This is a genomic window from Methylomicrobium album BG8, assembly GCF_000214275.2.
Classification (GTDB): domain Bacteria; phylum Pseudomonadota; class Gammaproteobacteria; order Methylococcales; family Methylomonadaceae; genus Methylomicrobium; species Methylomicrobium agile.
Genome location: NZ_CM001475.1, coordinates 2,821,943 through 2,840,344, shown reverse-complemented (window position 1 = coordinate 2,840,344; position 18,402 = coordinate 2,821,943). Strand labels below are relative to the sequence as shown.

The window sequence follows — 18,402 nt, the reverse complement described above, 5'->3', positions numbered from 1 at the left end:
ATAACCGGTAATTTTTCAAGTTGGCTTCACTTCTCTACGGGTTGACCTAAACTGAATGCGAATCAGAACCCAACTTGTGATCGATAGAAGACGATGGAATTCAATGATTATTTAAGAATACTGGTGCAGCACGACGGTTCCGATCTTTACCTGACGACCGATGCGCCGCCTGCCGCGAAATTCCAGGGTGCGTTGAAGCCTCTGGAGAATATCAAACTGACCAAGGAGCGGATCAGGGAAATCGCTTACGGTTTGATGGACGAAGACCAGCAGAAAGCCTTCGAACATCAGCCCGAGCTGAATCTGGCGCTGTCGGAGCCCGGCATCGGCCGTTTCCGGGTCAATATTTTCAAGCAGCGCAACTGCTTCGCGCTGGTGATCCGCAACATCAAGGTCGACATTCCGAATGCGGATAAACTGGGGCTGCCGGAAGTCCTGAAAAAAGTGATCATGGAAAAGCGCGGCCTGATTCTGTTCGTCGGCGGCACCGGTTCCGGCAAATCGACTTCGCTGGCCGCGTTGATCGACCACCGCAACGCCAATTCGTCGGGCCATATCATCACGATCGAGGACCCGATCGAATACATCCATCCGCATAAAAAATCGCTGGTCAACCAGCGCGAGGTCGGCGTCGATACGCTGAGCTATGAAGATGCGCTGAAAAACACGCTGCGCCAGGCGCCTGACGTAATTCTGATCGGCGAAATCCGTAGCCAGGAAACGATGGAGCACGCGCTGGCTTTCGCCGAAACCGGCCATCTGTGTCTGTCCACGCTGCATGCGAACAACGCGAATCAGGCATTGGACCGGATCATCATTTTCTTCCCCGAAGAACGCCGGAACCAGTTGCTGCTCGACCTGTCGCTGAATCTGAAAGCCTTCGTTTCGCAGCGCCTGGTGCCGACCGTCGACGGCAAACGCACCGCCGCGATCGAGATTCTGCTGGGGACGCAACTGGTTCGCGACCTGATTCAAAAAGGCGATATCCACAGCATCAAGGAAGCGATGGAAAAATCCGAAAATGTCGGGATGCAGACTTTCGATAGCCATTTGCTGCGCCTTTACAAATCGGGGGTGATCTCGCTGGAGGAGGCGCTGCAGAATTCCGATTCGCCTAACAATCTGAAACTGAAGATCAACCTGAGCGAAGGCAAGGGCTCGGCGACGGCCAAAACCGGCGATACGGCGAAACAAGGCGGCGGGCTTGGCTCCCTGTCGCTGCAGGAGATCAAGAAAGAGGACGAAGAGGAAGAGGGCACCTAAAACAAGGCTTCGGACAACAGCGCCGCGTTGCCCCCGATCGCCGCGCTGTTGATCGTGACCGTCTGTTCGGAAGCCAGTCGGCGCAGATAATCCGGGCCGCCGGCTTTCGGGCCGGTTCCGGACAATCCCATCCCGCCGAACGGCTGTACACCGACCACCGCGCCGATCATGTTTCGATTGATATAGATATTGCCGACCCGCGCCCTTTCGACGATGAACCGGATATGGCTCTGGATCCGGCTTTGGATGCCCAGGGTCAGGCCGTAGCCGGTTCCGTTGATTTGCTCGATGACTTCGGCTAATTTGTTCGCGCGATAGCGTACCAAATGGAGGACAGGGCCGAACACTTCCTGTTCGAGCCGGCCGATATGGTCGATTTCGATCAGCGTCGGCGGAAAGAAGCTGCCATGTTTCAATTCGGGGGATAAGGGCGTCTGATACAGAACGTTCGCCTGGCGTCGCATTTTTTCGACATGACTTGCCAGTTGATTTGCGGCCTGGGCATTGATCACCGGCCCGATGTCGGTCGCCAGAAGCCCCGGATCGCCGACGTTCAACTCTTGCATCGCGCCGGTCAAAAGCCCGATCACCCGATCCGCGATTTCTTCCTGCATATACAGGACCCGCAGCGCGGAACACCGCTGCCCCGCGCTGTTGAAGGCTGACAGGAGCGCGTCCATCACCAGTTGCTCTATATGGGCCGAACTGTCCGCTATCATCGCGTTTTGGCCGCCGGTTTCGGCGATCAGCGGCACGATCGCAGGCTGATGCTGTGCAAGCGTCCGGTTGATCGAGCGTGCGGTGGCGGTGGAGCCGGTAAAGACGACGCCGCCGAGGCCCGGAACGGTCAATAAATGGCTGCCGATCAGGCCGCCCTCGGCCGGCAGGAATTGCAGGACTTCGGCCGGGATGCCGGCCTGATGCATAAGCCGGATGCAGCGCATCGCGGTCAAGGAAGTCTGCGCGGCGGGCTTGGCGATCACCGTATTGCCGGCGGCCAGCGCCCCGGCGATCTGGCCGAGAAAAATCGCGATCGGGAAATTCCACGGACTGATGCAGACCACCGCGCCGCGCCCGGTTTGCGACAGGTAATTTTCTTCGCCGGTGGGGCCCGGCATCCGCGCCGGCTTTCCGAACAGTTGATCGGCCTCGGCCGCATAATAGCGGCAGAAATCGACCGCTTCGCGCACTTCGTCCAGCGCGTCCCGGATCGAGCGGCCGCCTTCTCGGACGCACAGCGAAACCAGTTCGAGCCGGTGCGCTTCCAATAGCCCGGCCGCTCGGTTCAGATAGGCGATCCGTTCGGCGACCGGAACCTGCCGCCATTCTGGAAAAGCCTGCAAGGCGGAGGCGCCGGCCTTGCCGATTGTTTCCGGGCCTGCGTAAGTTACTTCGCCGATTTGCAGGCGTCGATCGCAGGGATTGAATACCGGCTGTTTGGAGCCATGGCCGGGCCTGCCGTCGATCAGCGGATGCGCTTCCCATACTCGTTCGGCCAGCGCATCGAACTCGACTTGAAGCTGCTCGGCGATCCGGGAATCGCTGAGATTGATTCCGGCCGAATTCAGGCGTTCCGGTCCGAAAAGGCCGGCCGGCCGAGCTATCCGTAGGGTCGCCTCCCGCAATTTAACGAGCGGATCCTCGACGATCTGTTCCAGGCCGATGGCGGGGTTTTCGACCCGGTTCAGGAACGAGGTGTTGGCCCCGTTTTCGAGCAGGCGCCGGACCAGATACGGCAGCAGATCGTCGAAATTGCCGACCGGCGCGTAAATCCTGCAGGGTCGTGGATAATGTTTCGCCAGTTCCGCATAAAACGCTTCGCCCATCCCATGCAGCCGCTGAAATTCGAAATCCGCATCCGGTTTCGCCATCGTCAGAATCGCGGCGGCGGTCTGGGCGTTATGGGTGGCGAATTGCGGGTAAAACGCTTCGGGACGAGCGAGCATCGCTTCCGCGCAGGCCAGGTAAGAGACATCGGTCGCGCTTTTGCGGGTAAACACCGGATAGCCTTCAAGGCCGAGTTCCTGCGCGCGTTTGATTTCGCCGTCCCAGTAGGCGCCCTTGACCAGTCTGAGCGGAATCCGGCGCCGCTGCCTGCCTGCCAGCGCGGCCAGCCAGCGAATCACGGGCAGCGCGCGTTTTTGATACGCCTGCACGGCCAGCCCGAAGCCCTCCCATCCTTCAAGGCCGGGTTGGGCGAATACCCACGCGAAAATATCCAGCGACATGTCCAGCCGTTCCGATTCTTCCGCATCGACGGTCAGGCCGATATTCGCGGCGCGCGCCAGCCGGCTCAAATCGAGCAGCTTGCGGTTCAGTTCGCCGACCGCACGTTGTTCTTGTAGGGGTTCGTAGCGGGGGCAGAGCGCCGACAATTTGACCGATATGCCGGAATTTACGAGAGGATCGTTAAACGCTGCAATTTCGGCCAGCTGTTCGATCGCCTGCCGGTAGGACTCAAAGTAGCGCTCGGCATCCGCCGCCGTCAATGCCGCCTCCCCAAGCATGTCGAACGAATAGCGCGCACCGGGCTCTGCAGCCAACTTTTCCACGGCACCTTCGATCGTTTCATCGAACACGAACTGGTCTGCGAGAAACTGCATCCCTTGTTTGACCGCAGTGCGGATCAACGGCGCGCTCAGTTTTCCCAGCCAGTCGCCGCCGTCCTCCGGACTTTCGATCCTTCCGGTTATCGACAGGGCGCCATTCAGCAATTTGACCAGCAGCGTATCGTGCGTTGCCCGGTGCCGGCCCCAATCCACCGAGCTTAATTTGTCCCGCAGGAAGGTGTCCTGGGTGGCGGAATCGGGGATACGCAGCAAGGCTTCGGCAATCTCCATCAGCACGATGCCCTCTTGAGTGTTCAATTGATATTCATGCAGCAGCGTATTGACCAGGGATGGGCGGCCGCTTCTTTCGGTTCGGACCGCGGCGACGAGCTCGCCCGCCAATCGGGCGGAGACGGATGGATCATAGTTTTTTAAACTTTCGGCAAGCGACGTCGCTTGCCGCTCTTCATCGGCCAGATAAGCTTCGTCAATGGCGGCGCGCAGGCTAGGTAAAGGATCGGCGTTCATTTTGAGTTGAATCGGGCGGGCATGAATTTTGGAAGCTGTGGGAATGAAAAATTTCTGATTCGGACTATCATGTACACCTTTCCCACAACTTGCAACCGTTAGAGTAAAGCTCATGGAAATGTATCCGAAAAAAACTTGTTCGATCGATCGGCTGGTGACCCATCCGAAACTTGTCGAGGCCGCTAAAACCGGCATCAAAACCCAGCAGCGGCGGGACGGCGTGTACGGCTGGCCGGGAGAAACTTTTACCCTGGACGGCCGGGAGTTCGTGATGACCGATCTGGTCCGTCAACGCCTGGGCGATCTGACCGACCGGGACGCCCGGGCGGAAGGTTTTCCGGACCTGGAAACTTATAAAGGGTTGCTCATCCGAATGCATCCCGGCATGGAGTGGAACCCGGACAGCTTGATTTGGGTACACAGTTTCGCCGCACTGGCAGACGCTTGAGGAATGCGTGTTACCGGCTTTGCCGGCGATCAGGAATAACACATCACCCGGTTGCGCCCGGCCTGTTTACCCCGATAGAGCGCAATATCCGCCAATTTGATGCTTTTCTCTATCGGGTGTTCCGTTCGATGTTCGCAAAGACCGATCGTCAGGGTCACCGAATAGTCTTTACCGTCTATCTGGAAAACGTGTTCGGCCACTGTTCCGCAGATCTTTTCGGCCAGCACCCGTGCTCCGTCGAGGTCCGTGTGCGGCAACAACAGCAGGAATTCCTCTCCGCCCCAGCGGGCAAGCGTATCGCCCTTGCGCAACTGCCGTTTGACGAATTCGGCAACTTCTCTGAGAACTTGGTCGCCCGTCCCATGCCCATAGTTATCGTTGATTTTTTTGAAATGGTCGATGTCGACGAACGCGACCGACAGCGCGGCCTGTTCTCTCTCCGCCAATTTTCCTTGTTGAAGCAGAAAATCGAGCATTCGGCGCCGATTGTACAGACCGGTCAACGGATCGGTATGAGCCTGCTTTTCGAGCTCCTGCTCCAGGTAAATCGATGCCAGGCGGAAGTAGTAGCTGATCACGCCCTGCGCGGTAAACGCAATCACGATATTGGCGCGGCCGAACAGTTTGACCAGATTGTCCGGAAGGGAGGGATTGGGCGGATGATCGGAGGTATAGATGCTGAGCAGCAGAAATTCCATGCAAAACGCGATCGAAATGAATATGATCGCTTTTCCCTCGAATCGGTTATTGAACAACGTGAACGGGACGGCGGCGAACAGGTAATACTGAAAACCCGCTTGCCAGCCTACCGTTGGCACGACAAGCAGGGTATGCGAAATCACTTCGACCGTCATCAGCAGGATGGCCGTATTGTAACGGCCTTGGTGATTCACTGACCACGCACCGATCCAAAGGACCGAACCGGCGATGTTCAAAAAAGCCAATCCGGGGAAGCCGAGGCAGTAAAACACCGGTATGAGGGCCAGATGAACCAGAATGCCGATATAGCCGACCGAATTGATCACCATAAAAATACGGTAATTATGCCGGCTATGGCTACCGTTTCCCGCAATCCTGTTCATGCCGCCTCTACCTTTATGCCCGAAAAGCTTCGCCGATGACAAACGCGAAGCTCTCATCCAGCAGATTGATTTCGAATGACGGGGTTAATGTGGGGTTATCTTAAGTTGCCTATAATCCTTGTGCAAGTTTAAAATGTAATAACCATTAAATAGTTAAGGTTAATTTTCTAGCCAGTCTTGCGGCTTCAAATACTGGTCGTAAAGTACCGCTTCCTGGCTGCCGGGTTCGGGCCGCCAATTGTAGCGCCAGTGCGCCACCGGAGGCATCGACATCAAAATCGATTCGGTCCGTCCGCCCGACTGCAGGCCGAACAGCGTGCCCCGGTCGTAGACCAGGTTGAATTCGACATAGCGCCCGCGCCGGTAGAGTTGGAATTCGCGCTCCCGCTCGCCGTAAGGTGTTGACTTGCGCTTCTGCACGATCGGCAGATAGGCCGGAAGATAATGGTTGCCGACGCTTTGCATGAATGCGAACGAACGATCGAAACCCCCTTCGTTCAGATCGTCGAAAAACAGCCCTCCGGCGCCACGGGTTTCGTTGCGGTGCTTCAGGTAGAAATACTCGTCGCACCATTTCTTATAAGCGGGATACACCGTTTCTCCGAACGGCTCGCAAGCGGCTTTGGCTGTTTGGTGCCAATGGATCACGTCTTCCCGGAACGGATAAAAAGGCGTCAGATCGAAGCCGCCGCCGAACCACCACACGTCCGGTTCTCCAGCCTTTTCGGCAATCAAAAAACGCACGTTCGCATGCGAGGTCGGTACATAAGGATTGTTCGGATGAATGACCAAGGAGACGCCCATTGCTTGAAACTGCCGATCGGCCAGTTCCGGGCGCTTGGCCGTGGCCGACGGCGGCAGCTTGAAGCCGGAGACATGCGAGAAATTGACGCCGCCCTGTTCGAAAACGGAACCGCCTGCCAGGACCCTCGTTCTGCCTCCGCCGCCTTCGGCACGCTCCCAAAGATCCTCGGCAAAGTGCGCGGCGCCATCCTCTTCCTGCTCAAGCGCGGCGCAGATTCGATCCTGGAGGTTTAGCAAATAGTCTTTTACGGCTTCAATTCGGCGAATTTTCATGCTTATTTTTAGGGTAGGACGAGGTGAATTACGGCTGACAGGTTATCGTACTCAGAAAACGGACACTATCTAGTGAATATGTTATATTATCACAATTTTGTTAAGTCCATTCGCCCTCTCATGCGCTCGTCTTCTTCCTCATCCGCCCATGCCTCGGCAAAACACGATCATACTCAATGCGTCAGCGCCGCCCTGGACACCGCCGAGCAGCTTTGCGTGGTGCGCGGCGTGCAATTGACGCCGATCCGCCTGCAGGTTTTGAAACTGATCTGGGAAAGCCACCAAGCGGTCAAAGCGTATGAGCTGCTGGACCGCCTGAAGCCTTTGAAGCAGGAAGCCAAACCGGCGACGATTTACCGGGCGCTCGATTTTTTGATCGAACAGGGACTGATCCACCGGATCGAAAGCCTGAATGCGTTTATCGGCTGTCATTATTCCGGCCAGCAGCACGAGCAATTATTGCTGATCTGCAAAGAGTGCCACGAAGTCGAAGAGCGCTCCGCGCCCGCGGTGATGGACGCGCTGTCGTCCGAAATCGATCAGGCCGGCTTCATCGCCCACAGCAAAGCGATCGAAATTCACGGAATCTGCGCCAAGTGCTCTAAAGAGACGGAGGCGCAGGGATAGATTACAGACTCGCTTCCGCTTCTTTCGCGATGAACCGGAACTTGTGGGACCGATTGATGGAATCATTCGGGCGGAAGCCAAAGAAAGACATGTTTTTGACGGCGATTGAAAAAGATTCCGAAGCGATTATATTGCTGCACGGACTGAAACGCACCCGCCGCAGCATGGAAAAGGCGGGCAGGCTGCTGGCGGATTTCGGTTACAAAATCGTCAATCTCGACTATCCGTCCACCCGGCAGGCCGTGGAGCCGCTGGCGCTGGCGTGTATCGGGCGGGCGGTGCGGGAATGCGAGGCCGCCGGAGTCGGCAAGATTCATTTCCTGACCCATTCGATGGGCGGGATATTGGTTCGCTACTACCTGTCGGTCGAGCCGATCGAGAAGCTGGGGCGGGTAGTGATGCTGGCGCCGCCGAACGGGGGCAGCGAGATTGTCGATAAACTGGGCGGCTGGCGGCTGTTCTATCTGCTCAATGGTCCGGCCGGGCTACAGCTCGGCACGGGGTATGACAGCCTGCCGAACCGGCTCGGCAGAGTCGATTTCGAAGTCGGCGTGATCGCCGGCGACAGAACGGTCAATCCTTTGCTGTCGCTGCTGTTTCGGGATTCGAACGACGGCAAGGTGGCGGTCGGCCGGACGCAGGTCGAAGGAATGCGCGATTTTATCGTGCTGCCTTATTCCCACACCTTCATCATGTGGCGCGACCCGGTTATCCGCCAGGCGTTGCATTTCATACAGCATGGGCGCTTTGTCAAATAAGCCGCTTGTTAATGAACGGTAATCCGGCTGGCTTGCGCCAACTGGAGTTGTTCGGTCAGGCGGGCCGTCGTTTTCATCTGCTTGTAGATGCGCATTACCTTGTCGGGATAGCGCGAGCCTTTGCTCAGGCTTCCGTTATAACGCAGCAAGGTACGCCGGATATTGCCGTTGCTGACGTCTTTGTACTGCGCCAGGATATGGCTGCCGAGCGAAATATTTTTACGCGGATCGTACAAAGCGGGCAGGCCGCCGAGCCTTTTGACTTTTTTCGGATGAGCCTTGGCCAGAACCTGCATCAGGCCGCGCGCACCGGCCGGACTGACCGCCTTTTCCTTGAATTTCGACTCGACCGCGATTACGGCCAGGATCAACTCGGGCTGCAGCCCTTGTTTCAAACCGTTCCGGAACGCTTCGGAAACGATCGTTGCCGCCTTGTTTTCGGAAATTTTGAAGCGTTCCTTGATGTATCCTGACAATGCCTTGATTTTTAAATTATTCGGATCGATGTTGATCGCTTCTTTCGGAAATTCATGAGCGTCGTTCGCGTCGATTTTTAAGGTTGGTGCAACGATCCGCGAAGGTTGTTGAGTAAGACCTGCGCCGATCAGAAACAGCATCGGGATGGTAACGGTATCGTGGTAAGCGCGCTTCAGCAAGATTTGAGTTCGCATATTCGGCCTCTTGGTTTTAAGGATGCCGTCTCAGCGCCACACCGCTGGACAGCCTCCGGATTGAACGGCAATATCAAGCAAAAGAGTCATGACAATTACTTGAAAAATAAGAAAAAAATAAGTTTCGATAACAGGCTCGCCGGGTTCTCAGGACGAGGCAGCTTATCGCATTACGGTGGCCGGTGCAAACTTCCGAGCCCTGTTCGTGCGGTGAGAAAGAGCAGGGTCGGATTCAATCACGGTATAGAATTGGCATAAAAATTGTCTGTCAAATTATTAAATTTTAAGTACTTATTTTTTAACCGGGCGATACGAATAGGTGTTGGCGAGCCTCTATTCAAAGGGGATAAAATCGGCGCAAAATCACCGCATCCACCGGCAACGACGACCATGCACGTCTCGGAATCGTGCTTTCCGGGCGCGTTTTCCAGTTTTTTTGCCAGATTTCGTCCAGATCGCGACGAATTTCGATAATTTCCAGCATTTTCATTCGCTCATCGGCCGGCAGCACAAATCCAAACTCGGCCTCTTCGGAGCCAAGCCCGTGGAATTCGATAAATTCAAGCGGCGAACCGGAAGCATCTTTTTGATAAATCAATTGACTGTCGGCATAAATTTGAACCGCCTCGTCAAGATTTGGGGACTTTAAGCGGATCAGCGGAGCATCGCGCCGCGACCGAATACGGACGTCCAGATAGTTTTTTTCCTTCAGGAGACGTTCTTCCGCGATGCTGACATCGGGCGCGGCCAGCCGGACGGGAGCGGTTTCCCGGACGAGCAGGCGTTCGGCATGAACGAAATCTTCGAAAATGCCCGTGCGGCTGACTTCAGGCTTCGAACCCAGAAATTGCCGGGTCCAGTCGTCGGGTTCGGCGTCGTAACTGAGCCAGCGCGCCGTGTTCGAGGCGCTGTCCCACGCATAAACGATGCTGTCGGGCTGCGGCCGGTCCGGGCTGAAACCGGCAAGACGGTCCGCCCGGATCAATAAAATCAATGACGCGGCCAGGAATAGGGCCGGCAGTTTCCGGCCGAATGCATGATAAAGCGGCTCCAGGGCGGGGGAAACCAATGCCAGCGTCGCTGCAACGATCGCCATCAGCAGCGGATCGGCGTGGAAGCCGAGCGCATGATGGGCCAGATAAAGCGTCGGTGCGACCATGATCCAGACGGCAGCCGAACACAGGCCGGCGATGAGGGTTATACCCATGCCGGTCAGAAACAGGCCGAACGTCCAGGCGACGGCCATCATAAATCCGGGAACCCCGGTAAAAAACACGCCGCCCGGAAATGCCAGCGCCAGATAAATGCCGGCGGCGAGCCAGATGCACAGCACGGCCGCCGCATATTCGCGCAGCTCGATCCACCGGCGCAGGCCCGCATGCAGCAGCATGAATGAAGCGGTGGTGAGGCCGCAGGCCGCAAAAAAATAGCATTCCGCATTGTACGGTTCCGGCAGCCGGCGATAATTTCCGTAGACCTGCATCAGGCCGGCATGGAAGGCATAATTGATGAGCGCGATCAAACCGATCTGCAGCAGAAAAATGCCCGGCTGCAGAAAATAATGTCCGATCCTGCGCCGGCGATGGACGGCTTCGGCGATGGCGAGCAGTAAAAACGACACCAGGAGCACGACAGTTGCCAGCAACGGAAAATGATCGTCCAGCGAAAAGAGGAATAATTTGCCGAAAGGCAGGTTGAAATAACCGAGGCTGCCTTCTCGGCCCGGAACGGAAAGATCGGCATCGGCGAAATGCCGGGCCAGTTGCAGCATGTTGCGGCCTTGCAGAGCCAAGGTGCGCACGTCCAGGCGTTCCGGATTGTCGAGCCGGGTATGGTAATCGGTCCCGCCTTCGATGAACGCGAAATTCATTCCGGAAATGCCGGCTTCCCGGAACACGCTGAAGTCGGTGTCGTTGTGCAGCAGCTTTTTATAGAACGAAAACATCAGCGACGAGGCGAACGGTTGCACCGCGGCCTCTGCATAGTGTTCGACCAGCCGGGCGTTGGGTTCGCTGGTCTCGAACATCAAAAGCATCCCTTTGTTGCCGCGCGCTTCGAAATTGAGCGCGATCCGGCAATCCTTCGCCCACGGATGCCGTTCGACAAACGCCCGGCTGCCTAAAAGCCCCAATTCTTCGGCATCGGAAAATAAAAAGATCAGGTCGTTTTGGAGAGGAGCGCTCTGCTTCAGGATCCGCAGGACTTCCAGCATCGAGGCGACCGCCGCGCCGTCGTCAGCGGCGCCCGGCGCGCTTTCGGCCGAATCGTAATGTCCCGCGATCAGCACGGCGTCTTGATGGGTTTTTCCGGCTACGCGCACCAGAATGTTTTTGATCCGCGCTGCTTTGACGAATGATTCTGGGCGGTAGAATCGTGCCGAAGCGAGCGTTTCCTGTATCTCGGCCCGATAACCGAGGGCGGCGATTTGTTCGAGCAGATAGCCGGCGACCGCCGCATGCGCCGGGGAGCCGACCGGATGCGGTTCGGCGGCGATATGCCGCACATGCGAAAGCGCACGTTCGGCCGAATAAGCGAAAGCTTCCGGTTCCTGTACGATGTCCGGCGGGGTCAGCATTCGGCTGCATGCCCAAAACGCTAGCGTCCAGGCCAGAACGATAGCAAAAGCTTGTTGTAGGGCAAGTCGTTGGTACATGTCGGATCAGGAGAAGCATGGACGGAGAGTCAAGTTTAAACGGCTGCTTCGGAACTGACAATTTATGAAATTGTCGAACCCGTACGCTTCAGAAGCGTTTGAACGTGTACCAACGAGGTTTTTCCGGCCGTTTTTGACGGAGGCCGGCAGACGGATTGTTTTTACTTTGGGAGGTAAAAAATGAACAGAATAAAGTTGTTGGGCCTTGGGCTATTGATGCTGCTGGGATCTGCCTCGTTCGCAGTTGCCGAGGAGCACGCCGCCGCGGCATTGGATCACGCTCAACAGGCCGTGACTCATGGCAAGGCCGGACATGCATCCGTGTTGGTGGAGCATGCGACAGAGGCCTTGAAACACGCCCGCGCCGCTTCGGAGGTCGCCAAAGGCGAATCCAAGACCCATATCGATGCCGGGGTCAAATCGCTGGAATCGGCGATCGAACACGGAAAGATGGGCGCGGAACATGAGTCGCAAGCCACGAAAGCGGCCGAGGAAGCGGTCGAACACCTGAAACAGGGCAATAAATAAGCGTCTCTATTGAGACAGGGCGGCTGAGGATGCGGCCGCCCTTGAAAAGAGGCTATCGTTTACCGTTAAGCTGCGCCTCGATTTTTTCCTTGTATTCGAGAAAATGCAGCGTTTGTAAGGCATCGCTTCCAGCCAGCCCGAACGCGGAAGGGGACAGGTTGAGCTCGGTAATATAAACAGGATAAGTTTGGCCGTTTTTCCTGAACTCGATGATCCGTTCGCTGACGGTTTGAAACAGGCGGTTGCCGTATTGCCGGGAGTTGAATTCTTCTCCGTTCCAACGTACGGTGACGAGGTCGTCGCTGCCCAGACAGGTGCCGGAAATGCTCAAAGGATTCCGGTCATGGCCCATCGGCAAATGGAACGGTACCGTATGGCATTGCCAGCCGGTCTCATGCCGTTTGTCGATTTGATAAAACTGCATCGCGGCGGCTTCGGTGGTTTTCCTGGAGAGAAGGGAATGCAGGAAGCGGGCGTACTGGTTGACCAGTTGGAGCGTATCCGCATCCGAATGCTTGCGAATATACAGCGAGCCTTTCTCATCCAGTACGTATATCCGGGCGCCGTTGTTTTCCTGCAAGATGAAACATTGCACCGTGTGAGGCAGATTTTCCCGGTAAATGGCCGGAATGGGCGTTTTCTCCAGCACCTCCGCATCGAACGTCACCGACCCGTAAAGCTTTCTCGGACCGTTCAGTATTTCAATGAGCCGGGCTTCATCGTCGGCCTGCTGATACTGCAAAAGACCGTTTTGGCGTGAAAACACGAAATAGCGGTCGCTGCCCGCCATCAGATAACGGGGGGCGGGATTTTCCGGACCGCTGCAATGGAGTTCGCGCAGATCCTCAAACAGCTTTTCGATACGCCGGATGATGCGTCGCCCATGCCGGGGCGTTTCGCAAACGACCGTCAGCCGGTTGCCGGCTCCCGATTGCAGCGTTTCGTTCACAATCTCGATCAGACAATTGCACAATCCTTCAATCCCCTGTTCGTGGCGGGTCAGGATTTCATTCCAGTGGCTGATAGATATCCGGTCGACCGTTTCTACCAAGCATTCGCGCGATGCGCCGCAGCTCAACGGATTGCCTCGGACCGGCGCGGCAAATCGGCCCGTTTCGGTTTGCGGCGTTTGACCGATATTGATGATCAGCAGCGAATGCGTCAGGCTGTTGTGGGCGGCATAATTGCCGAGCGAATCGGAGAAGTCGAAATAGTTTTTGAAAAAACGGCCCAGATGTTCAAGGATTGCGCTTAGTTCGCCGTGGGTTGGACGAATCGATTCGGCGTTGCAGCGGACAGGCGCATCCTGGCGGTAAAATCTGTTTACGCTAATCCAGCATAAGAGCTCGATCAAGGTCGGCCGGTGGTAAAGCGGGACCCGCAAGGCGGCATCCTGCCGGTTTTTTCTTTCGCAGAACAGGCGCCATTCGGGATTTGTCGGGTCGGACCGGTCCTCGACGATCGTCAGATCGGGTTTGGCCGGGAGCTCGTTTCCTGAGCCGGTGACGATCTCTATTTTGCCTTGCTTGGGCTCGAAAAATGCGCTCAGTTTTCTCGCCAGCAGCTTGATGTCGTTTTTTTGCGGGATTTCTGATTGGATATGTTCGTAGATTAATTGAATGATTTTGTTGTAACAAAGCGTCAATTGGCTGATGATCCGGGTATTTTCGGCCAAGAGATCTTCAATGCCCCACGCGCCCGGTTCGATCGGTGCGACAGGCGGCGGATCCTGCAAATGCCAGCTCGGGGAGAGCTCGCGAAAATAGTCCTCCCATGCGGACAGAGCGCCGCTCTGCCCGAGATTTCCGCTGGCCGTATTGACCTTGCGGTAAAAAAACTGCCGTATCAGGGCCAGTCTCGTAGGGCTCTGCGATTTGAGCAGATAGTCTTCCAGCCGTAGGTAAAGCAGCACATACGGATCGGTTCGCGGACCGGTCAACTCGCCTTCGTAGACGGCGCGCTTGATTTCCGAGCACAGCCAGTTGATACGCGGGTATTCGCTTGCATAGCACTCCATTAGCGACAATTTCAATAAAGACTTGTAAGGCGAATGCAGCGCCTTGTAAACGTGCCATTGCGTAGCGCCGAGAAACTCGTTGGCGGGAACGGCAGCCAGACCGCCCAGGTCGAGAATCCGGTTCGCGTCGATCATGCCGCGTTCCACCAACTGGGCCAGATAATGCGGGTAATCGTGTTCGCGCCAGGGCGGCACCAGCCACCAGGCCAGATCCTTGCCGGCGATATAAACCGAAGTGCGGTAGAACTCTTCAAGCAGTAAATAATGCTGGGTTTCGCCGCTGCTGTCGGCGGAAACCGGTTTTTTCCGGGCAAGCAGGAACTGCTCGCTGTTGATCAGGAAAAAGTGCACTTCCAGGCGCAGCGAGGCGGCCCAATTCTCGAGCCCCTGCGCCTTTTTTTGCAGTTCCTCGAATTCCGGCGCGGTCAAATCGTTCCGGTGGCATAACCATATGTCCATATCGCTGGTTAGCGTGAAAGCGATGCTGCCGACGCTGCCCATCAGAAACAGGCCGTCTATCGCCGCCTTGCCGTTATCGTGCTTTTGCGGACGGTAATTGAAGTCCGAACCGATTTGCCGGGCGGCTTCGAGCGCACGTTTGCCGGGCCGATAACCGTAAATGCCGGCCGGCGTCGCCGGCGAGACAAACCCCGGCAAGGCCGGATCGTTGATATCGAGGACCAGCGGCAGCGTATCCAGAAATTGCCGCTGAGAAGGAGTCAGAACGTGGCGGATGCTTTCGCGTTTGAAATGGTGGAATTTTCTAAACCGGTCTGCAATGGCTTGAAGATCGTCGAAACTGATTTGATCTTCGGAAGAGTCTGATTGTAGGATTGAACGTCGGTCTGACACGAAGCTGTCTTCAGGAAGTTTTTTCCTTAAGTATAGTACATGAAAGGCTTCCGTTGCGTATGGACGAAGGTGCGCGGATTTGGGTCCGGCTGAAGCCCGTCCGTCGTTTCGATTATTTCAGGAGCCGGCCGCCATGGCTTGCCGTGCGGTCCGTATCGCTTCCCGGACCGTTTCCGGCGCGGTGCCGCCGATATGTTGGCGGGATGCGACCGAACCTTCCAAAGTCAGGGACTCGAACACATCGGCGTCGATCAGCGGCGAAAACTGCCGCAGTTCGGCGAGCGTCAGTTCGGACAGGTCGCGCCCCGTAGTCAGGCCCAGCCGCACGGCCAGGCCGACGGCTTCATGCGCATCGCGGAACGCCATGCCTCTGCGGACCAGATAATCGGCCAGATCGGTCGCGGTCGCGAAGCCCTGTTTCGCCGATTGGTACATGTTGTCCTTCTTGGCCCGGATGTGCGGCACCATGTCGGCATAGGCGCGCAGGCAATTGATCACCGTATCGACCGTGTCGAACAGCGGTTCCTTGTCTTCCTGATTGTCCTTGTTGTAGGCGAGCGGCTGGCTTTTCATCAGCATCAGTAAAGATACCAGGTGCCCGGTCACCCGGCCGGACTTGCCGCGCACCAGTTCCGGCACATCGGGGTTTTTCTTTTGCGGCATGATCGACGAGCCGGTGCAGAACGCGTCCGGAATTTCGATGAAGTTGAATTGGGCGCTGGACCAGAGAATCAGCTCCTCGGAGAAGCGCGACAGATGCATCATCAACAAGCTGGCGGCCGCCGTGAATTCGATCGCGAAATCGCGGTCGCTGACCGAATCGAGCGAGTTGGCCGAGGGCCGGCTGAAGCCGAGCAGTTCGGCAGTCAAGGCGCGGTCGATCGGATAGCCGGTGCCGGCCAGGGCGGCCGCACCGAGCGGCATCACGTTGATCCGCTTCAGGCAGTCCCGGAAGCGTTCCCGGTCGCGCTGCAGCATCTCGAACCAGGCCATCAGATGATGGCCGAAGGTGATCGGCTGCGCGACCTGCAAATGCGTGAAGCCGGGCATGATCGTGCCGGCGTTTGGTTCGGCCAGGTCCAGGATCGCGGTTTGCAGGCAGTTCAGCTGGTTTTCGATCTGGCCGATCTCGCTGCGCAGATACAGGCGGATGTCGGTGGCGACCTGATCGTTGCGCGAACGGCCGGTATGCAGCTTCTTGCCGGCGATGCCGATCAGGTCGGTCAGCCGCGCCTCGATGTTCATGTGCACGTCTTCCTGTTTGATCGACCAGCTAAACTCGCCGCGTTCGATTTCACCGGCGATCTGCGTGAGCCCTTGTTCGATCGCCGCGCATTCGTCATCGGTCAGGATGCCGGTTTTGGCGAGCATCTTCGCGTGTGCGATCGAGCCTTGAATGTCCTGCGCAGCCATCCGTTTGTCGAAATCGACAGAAGCGGTGAAAACTTCGACGAAGGCATCGGTCGCCTCGGCAAAACGGGCGCTGGAAAGTTTTTCGGTGTTAACGTTGGTCATGAAGTAAACGGAGTCAAGTCAGGGGCGGATGAGGAAGATCATTCCCGGAGCGGTCAAAAAATGCGCCGAATTATAGCAGGTTTGCATACCTTTAGTTCGTCTCCAAAGTTCGCAATTCGGCTAAAACGGATTGCTTGGCAGGCCCCGGATGGGTTACAGTCCGAAGTCTGGAAATTTCAGGAGAAATGAAATGAAAAAATTCATGTTTAGTACCATCCTGCTATCTTCTGCCGCGGCGTTCAATGCCCAGGCTGTCGACACGGGACTGGAGAAGTGCATTGCCGCCGCGCAAGGCATCAAGAAAGGCGATATGTTGAAGCTCGAAAAACTGAAGGTTGACGGCAAGCCGCTGTACGAACTTGAAATCCGGGATGCCGAAGGCAGGGAATGGGAGTTCATGTGCGACGCAAACAGCGGGAACATCACCGAACAGGAAAGCGAAGTCGACAAAGCGCACGACAAACCGTTTAAGAGCAAAATGAAGGTCGGCGAGAAGGAAGCGGCCGACATCGCGTTGAAAGCGCATCCCGGTAAGATTGAGGAAGTCGAGTACGAAATCGAAGATAACGGCGATCCATCGTACGAGTTCGATATCGTCGATGACAAAGGCGTCGAAACCAAGGTCGAGGTCGATGCGGTAACCGGCAAGATCATCGAAACCTCGACCGAAGACTGGGAAATCGGCGAGGAAAAGGAAGAAAGAAGATAAAGCTCGCCTCCCTAAAAAAGGACCGTTCGTGCGGCTTATTGAAGTACGAACGGCCAGAGAGGGACTGAATCGGCTGGGATTTCTCAAAGTCCCGCTCTTTTTCTTGCTTGAGTGTCGGGATTGAGCGGGATCCCGAAAGGCTTGAAAAAAACTGCCAGGTTTAAGGTTTGACCGCCACGCCCCACGGGTAATGGCCGACTCCGATCGATTGGCGGACGCTCATCGTTTCGAGGTCGATGATCGAAATGTCGTTGCTGACGCCGTTGGTCGTGTACAGCCGTTTCTGATCCGGCGAAAAGGCCAAATTCCAGACCCGCTGGCCGACCAGGAAATAATTCTTGACTTCGAACGTCTCCGCATCGACCTGTGCGACCCGGTTCGCAGGGCCCAAAGCGATATAGGCCCATTTGCGGTTCCGGTCGATCGCGGCGCCGACCGGCTGGATATTGTCCGGCGTCACGCCCGGAATCTCAAACTTGACCGTCTTGACGATCCGGCGCGTCTCGGTATCGATCACGGTCGCCGTGCCTCCCAGTTCCGAGGTGACCCATAGCTGTTTGCTGTCGGGAGTAAACGCCAATCCCCGCGGGCGCGTATCGACCAGCGTGTTGTCGACGATTTCCAGGCTTTTCTGGTCGATCCAGTGCACCATGTTGGTCGCTTCGGAGGCGTTTACAACCCATTTCGAATTCGGGCTGACGGCGACCGGTTCCGGTTCGACTCCGACTTTGATCTTTTTGACGGCTTTTTTCGAAGCGATATCGATCGCGGTGACCAGGCTATCGTCTTCGTTCGAGACATAGAGCCGGCTGCCTTCGGGGTTCATCGCGAAAGTTTCCGGATCGTCGCCGGAGGGCAGGGTGCCGATCACCTTCAGCGTCTCCGTATCGACGATCTGCAGTATGTCGTCGTCGCCGGCGGCGATGTAAAGATGCCGCTGGTCCTTGCCGAGTACGATTCCGCGCGGGCGCTGGCCGACCGGTACGGTTTTCAGCAGTTTGCCTTCGACGGGATCGACCACCGCCAGCGCGTTGTCTTTTTCCAGGGTCACGAACAGGGTTTCAGCGTACGCCGGGCCTCCGGCCAGAAGCAGAATCGTATAAACAAGGCGTTTCATAAAATTTC

14 protein-coding genes are annotated in these 18,402 nt (G+C 56.6%); 6 read left to right on the top strand and 8 right to left on the bottom strand.

All coding sequences use genetic code 11. The annotated features are described in order from the left end of the window. Window positions 1-93: 93 nt before the first annotated feature. Window positions 94-1,263, top strand: a complete 1,170-nt coding sequence (locus METAL_RS12105; protein WP_005372720.1) for a PilT/PilU family type 4a pilus ATPase — start codon at window positions 94-96, stop codon at window positions 1,261-1,263. Here METAL_RS12105 and putA read toward each other — a convergent pair. After that, on the bottom strand, window positions 1,260-4,340 hold the full coding sequence (gene putA, locus METAL_RS12100; RefSeq protein ID WP_005372718.1) for a bifunctional proline dehydrogenase/L-glutamate gamma-semialdehyde dehydrogenase PutA: 3,081 nt from the start codon (window positions 4,338-4,340) through the stop codon (window positions 1,260-1,262). The genes METAL_RS12105 and putA overlap by 4 nt on opposite strands. Window positions 4,341-4,452: 112 nt before the next feature. Between putA and METAL_RS12095 the strand changes: the two genes are divergently transcribed. Beyond that, the gene (locus METAL_RS12095) at window positions 4,453-4,788 is read left to right on the top strand and encodes an ASCH domain-containing protein (RefSeq protein WP_005372716.1); all 336 of its coding nucleotides are present in this window, start codon (window positions 4,453-4,455) and stop codon (window positions 4,786-4,788) included. 29 nt (window positions 4,789-4,817) lie between these two features. Here the strand turns inward: METAL_RS12095 and METAL_RS12090 are convergent, their stop codons facing one another. Further along, on the bottom strand, window positions 4,818-5,870 hold the full coding sequence (locus METAL_RS12090) for a GGDEF domain-containing protein (RefSeq protein ID WP_005372714.1): 1,053 nt from the start codon (window positions 5,868-5,870) through the stop codon (window positions 4,818-4,820). Window positions 5,871-6,029: 159 nt separating this feature from the next. Further along, window positions 6,030-6,947, bottom strand: coding sequence for an oxygen-dependent coproporphyrinogen oxidase (gene hemF / locus METAL_RS12085; protein ID WP_005372712.1), 918 nt, complete (start codon window positions 6,945-6,947; stop codon window positions 6,030-6,032). A 120-nt stretch (window positions 6,948-7,067) separates the two neighbouring features. Between hemF and METAL_RS12080 the strand changes: the two genes are divergently transcribed. Together METAL_RS12080 and METAL_RS12075 are read left to right on the top strand one after the other, a co-directional pair. Then, window positions 7,068-7,574 carry a transcriptional repressor gene (locus METAL_RS12080; protein ID WP_005372711.1) on the top strand — a complete coding sequence of 169 codons (507 nt, stop codon included), beginning with the start codon at window positions 7,068-7,070 and terminating at the stop codon, window positions 7,572-7,574. An 89-nt stretch (window positions 7,575-7,663) separates the two neighbouring features. Then, complete coding sequence (locus tag METAL_RS12075; RefSeq protein WP_157203564.1) at window positions 7,664-8,332, top strand: alpha/beta fold hydrolase; 669 nt, start codon at window positions 7,664-7,666, stop codon at window positions 8,330-8,332. 8 nt (window positions 8,333-8,340) lie between these two features. Here METAL_RS12075 and METAL_RS12070 read toward each other — a convergent pair whose 3' ends face one another. Next, window positions 8,341-9,003 carry a lytic transglycosylase domain-containing protein gene (locus METAL_RS12070; RefSeq protein WP_005372709.1) on the bottom strand — a complete coding sequence of 221 codons (663 nt, stop codon included), beginning with the start codon at window positions 9,001-9,003 and terminating at the stop codon, window positions 8,341-8,343. A gap of 337 nt (window positions 9,004-9,340) precedes the next feature. Beyond that, window positions 9,341-11,656 carry a M20/M25/M40 family metallo-hydrolase gene (locus METAL_RS20005; RefSeq protein WP_084675403.1) on the bottom strand — a complete coding sequence of 772 codons (2,316 nt, stop codon included), beginning with the start codon at window positions 11,654-11,656 and terminating at the stop codon, window positions 9,341-9,343. Between the two features lie 180 nt (window positions 11,657-11,836). Here METAL_RS20005 and smbP point away from each other — a divergent pair, with 180 nt between their 5' ends. Beyond that, window positions 11,837-12,184 carry a small metal-binding protein SmbP gene (gene smbP / locus METAL_RS12060; RefSeq protein ID WP_005372705.1) on the top strand — a complete coding sequence of 116 codons (348 nt, stop codon included), beginning with the start codon at window positions 11,837-11,839 and terminating at the stop codon, window positions 12,182-12,184. 52 nt (window positions 12,185-12,236) lie between these two features. Here the strand turns inward: smbP and METAL_RS12055 are convergent, their stop codons facing one another. Both METAL_RS12055 and argH read right to left on the bottom strand, forming a co-directional pair. Beyond that, window positions 12,237-15,053, bottom strand: a complete 2,817-nt coding sequence (locus METAL_RS12055; protein WP_005372703.1) for a class I adenylate cyclase — start codon at window positions 15,051-15,053, stop codon at window positions 12,237-12,239. A 117-nt stretch (window positions 15,054-15,170) separates the two neighbouring features. Beyond that, window positions 15,171-16,568, bottom strand: coding sequence for an argininosuccinate lyase (gene argH, locus METAL_RS12050; protein WP_005372702.1), 1,398 nt, complete (start codon window positions 16,566-16,568; stop codon window positions 15,171-15,173). A 190-nt stretch (window positions 16,569-16,758) separates the two neighbouring features. Here argH and METAL_RS12045 point away from each other — a divergent pair, with 190 nt between their 5' ends. Continuing rightward, window positions 16,759-17,277, top strand: a complete 519-nt coding sequence (locus METAL_RS12045; protein ID WP_005372700.1) for a PepSY domain-containing protein — start codon at window positions 16,759-16,761, stop codon at window positions 17,275-17,277. A gap of 160 nt (window positions 17,278-17,437) precedes the next feature. On the opposite strand, the gene METAL_RS12040 is transcribed toward METAL_RS12045, so the two are convergent. Then, window positions 17,438-18,394 (bottom strand): PQQ-dependent catabolism-associated beta-propeller protein, encoded by a 957-nt coding sequence (locus METAL_RS12040; RefSeq protein ID WP_005372698.1) that lies wholly within the window; start codon window positions 18,392-18,394, stop codon window positions 17,438-17,440. Window positions 18,395-18,402 lie beyond the last annotated feature (8 nt).

Bases quoted from the DNA above. Each gene is read 5' to 3' on its own strand.
- METAL_RS12105 (WP_005372720.1), top strand. From the start codon at position 94: ATGGAATTCAATGATTATTTAAGAATACTGGTGCAGCACGACGGTTCC.
- putA (WP_005372718.1), bottom strand. From the start codon at position 4,340: ATGAACGCCGATCCTTTACCTAGCCTGCGCGCCGCCATTGACGAAGCT.
- METAL_RS12095 (WP_005372716.1), top strand. From the start codon at position 4,453: ATGGAAATGTATCCGAAAAAAACTTGTTCGATCGATCGGCTGGTGACC.
- METAL_RS12090 (WP_005372714.1), bottom strand. From the start codon at position 5,870: ATGAACAGGATTGCGGGAAACGGTAGCCATAGCCGGCATAATTACCGT.
- hemF (WP_005372712.1), bottom strand. From the start codon at position 6,947: ATGAAAATTCGCCGAATTGAAGCCGTAAAAGACTATTTGCTAAACCTC.
- METAL_RS12080 (WP_005372711.1), top strand. From the start codon at position 7,068: ATGCGCTCGTCTTCTTCCTCATCCGCCCATGCCTCGGCAAAACACGAT.
- METAL_RS12075 (WP_157203564.1), top strand. From the start codon at position 7,664: ATGTTTTTGACGGCGATTGAAAAAGATTCCGAAGCGATTATATTGCTG.
- METAL_RS12070 (WP_005372709.1), bottom strand. From the start codon at position 9,003: ATGCGAACTCAAATCTTGCTGAAGCGCGCTTACCACGATACCGTTACC.
- METAL_RS20005 (WP_084675403.1), bottom strand. From the start codon at position 11,656: ATGTACCAACGACTTGCCCTACAACAAGCTTTTGCTATCGTTCTGGCC.
- smbP (WP_005372705.1), top strand. From the start codon at position 11,837: ATGAACAGAATAAAGTTGTTGGGCCTTGGGCTATTGATGCTGCTGGGA.
- argH (WP_005372702.1), bottom strand. From the start codon at position 16,568: ATGACCAACGTTAACACCGAAAAACTTTCCAGCGCCCGTTTTGCCGAG.
- METAL_RS12045 (WP_005372700.1), top strand. From the start codon at position 16,759: ATGAAAAAATTCATGTTTAGTACCATCCTGCTATCTTCTGCCGCGGCG.
- METAL_RS12040 (WP_005372698.1), bottom strand. From the start codon at position 18,394: ATGAAACGCCTTGTTTATACGATTCTGCTTCTGGCCGGAGGCCCGGCG.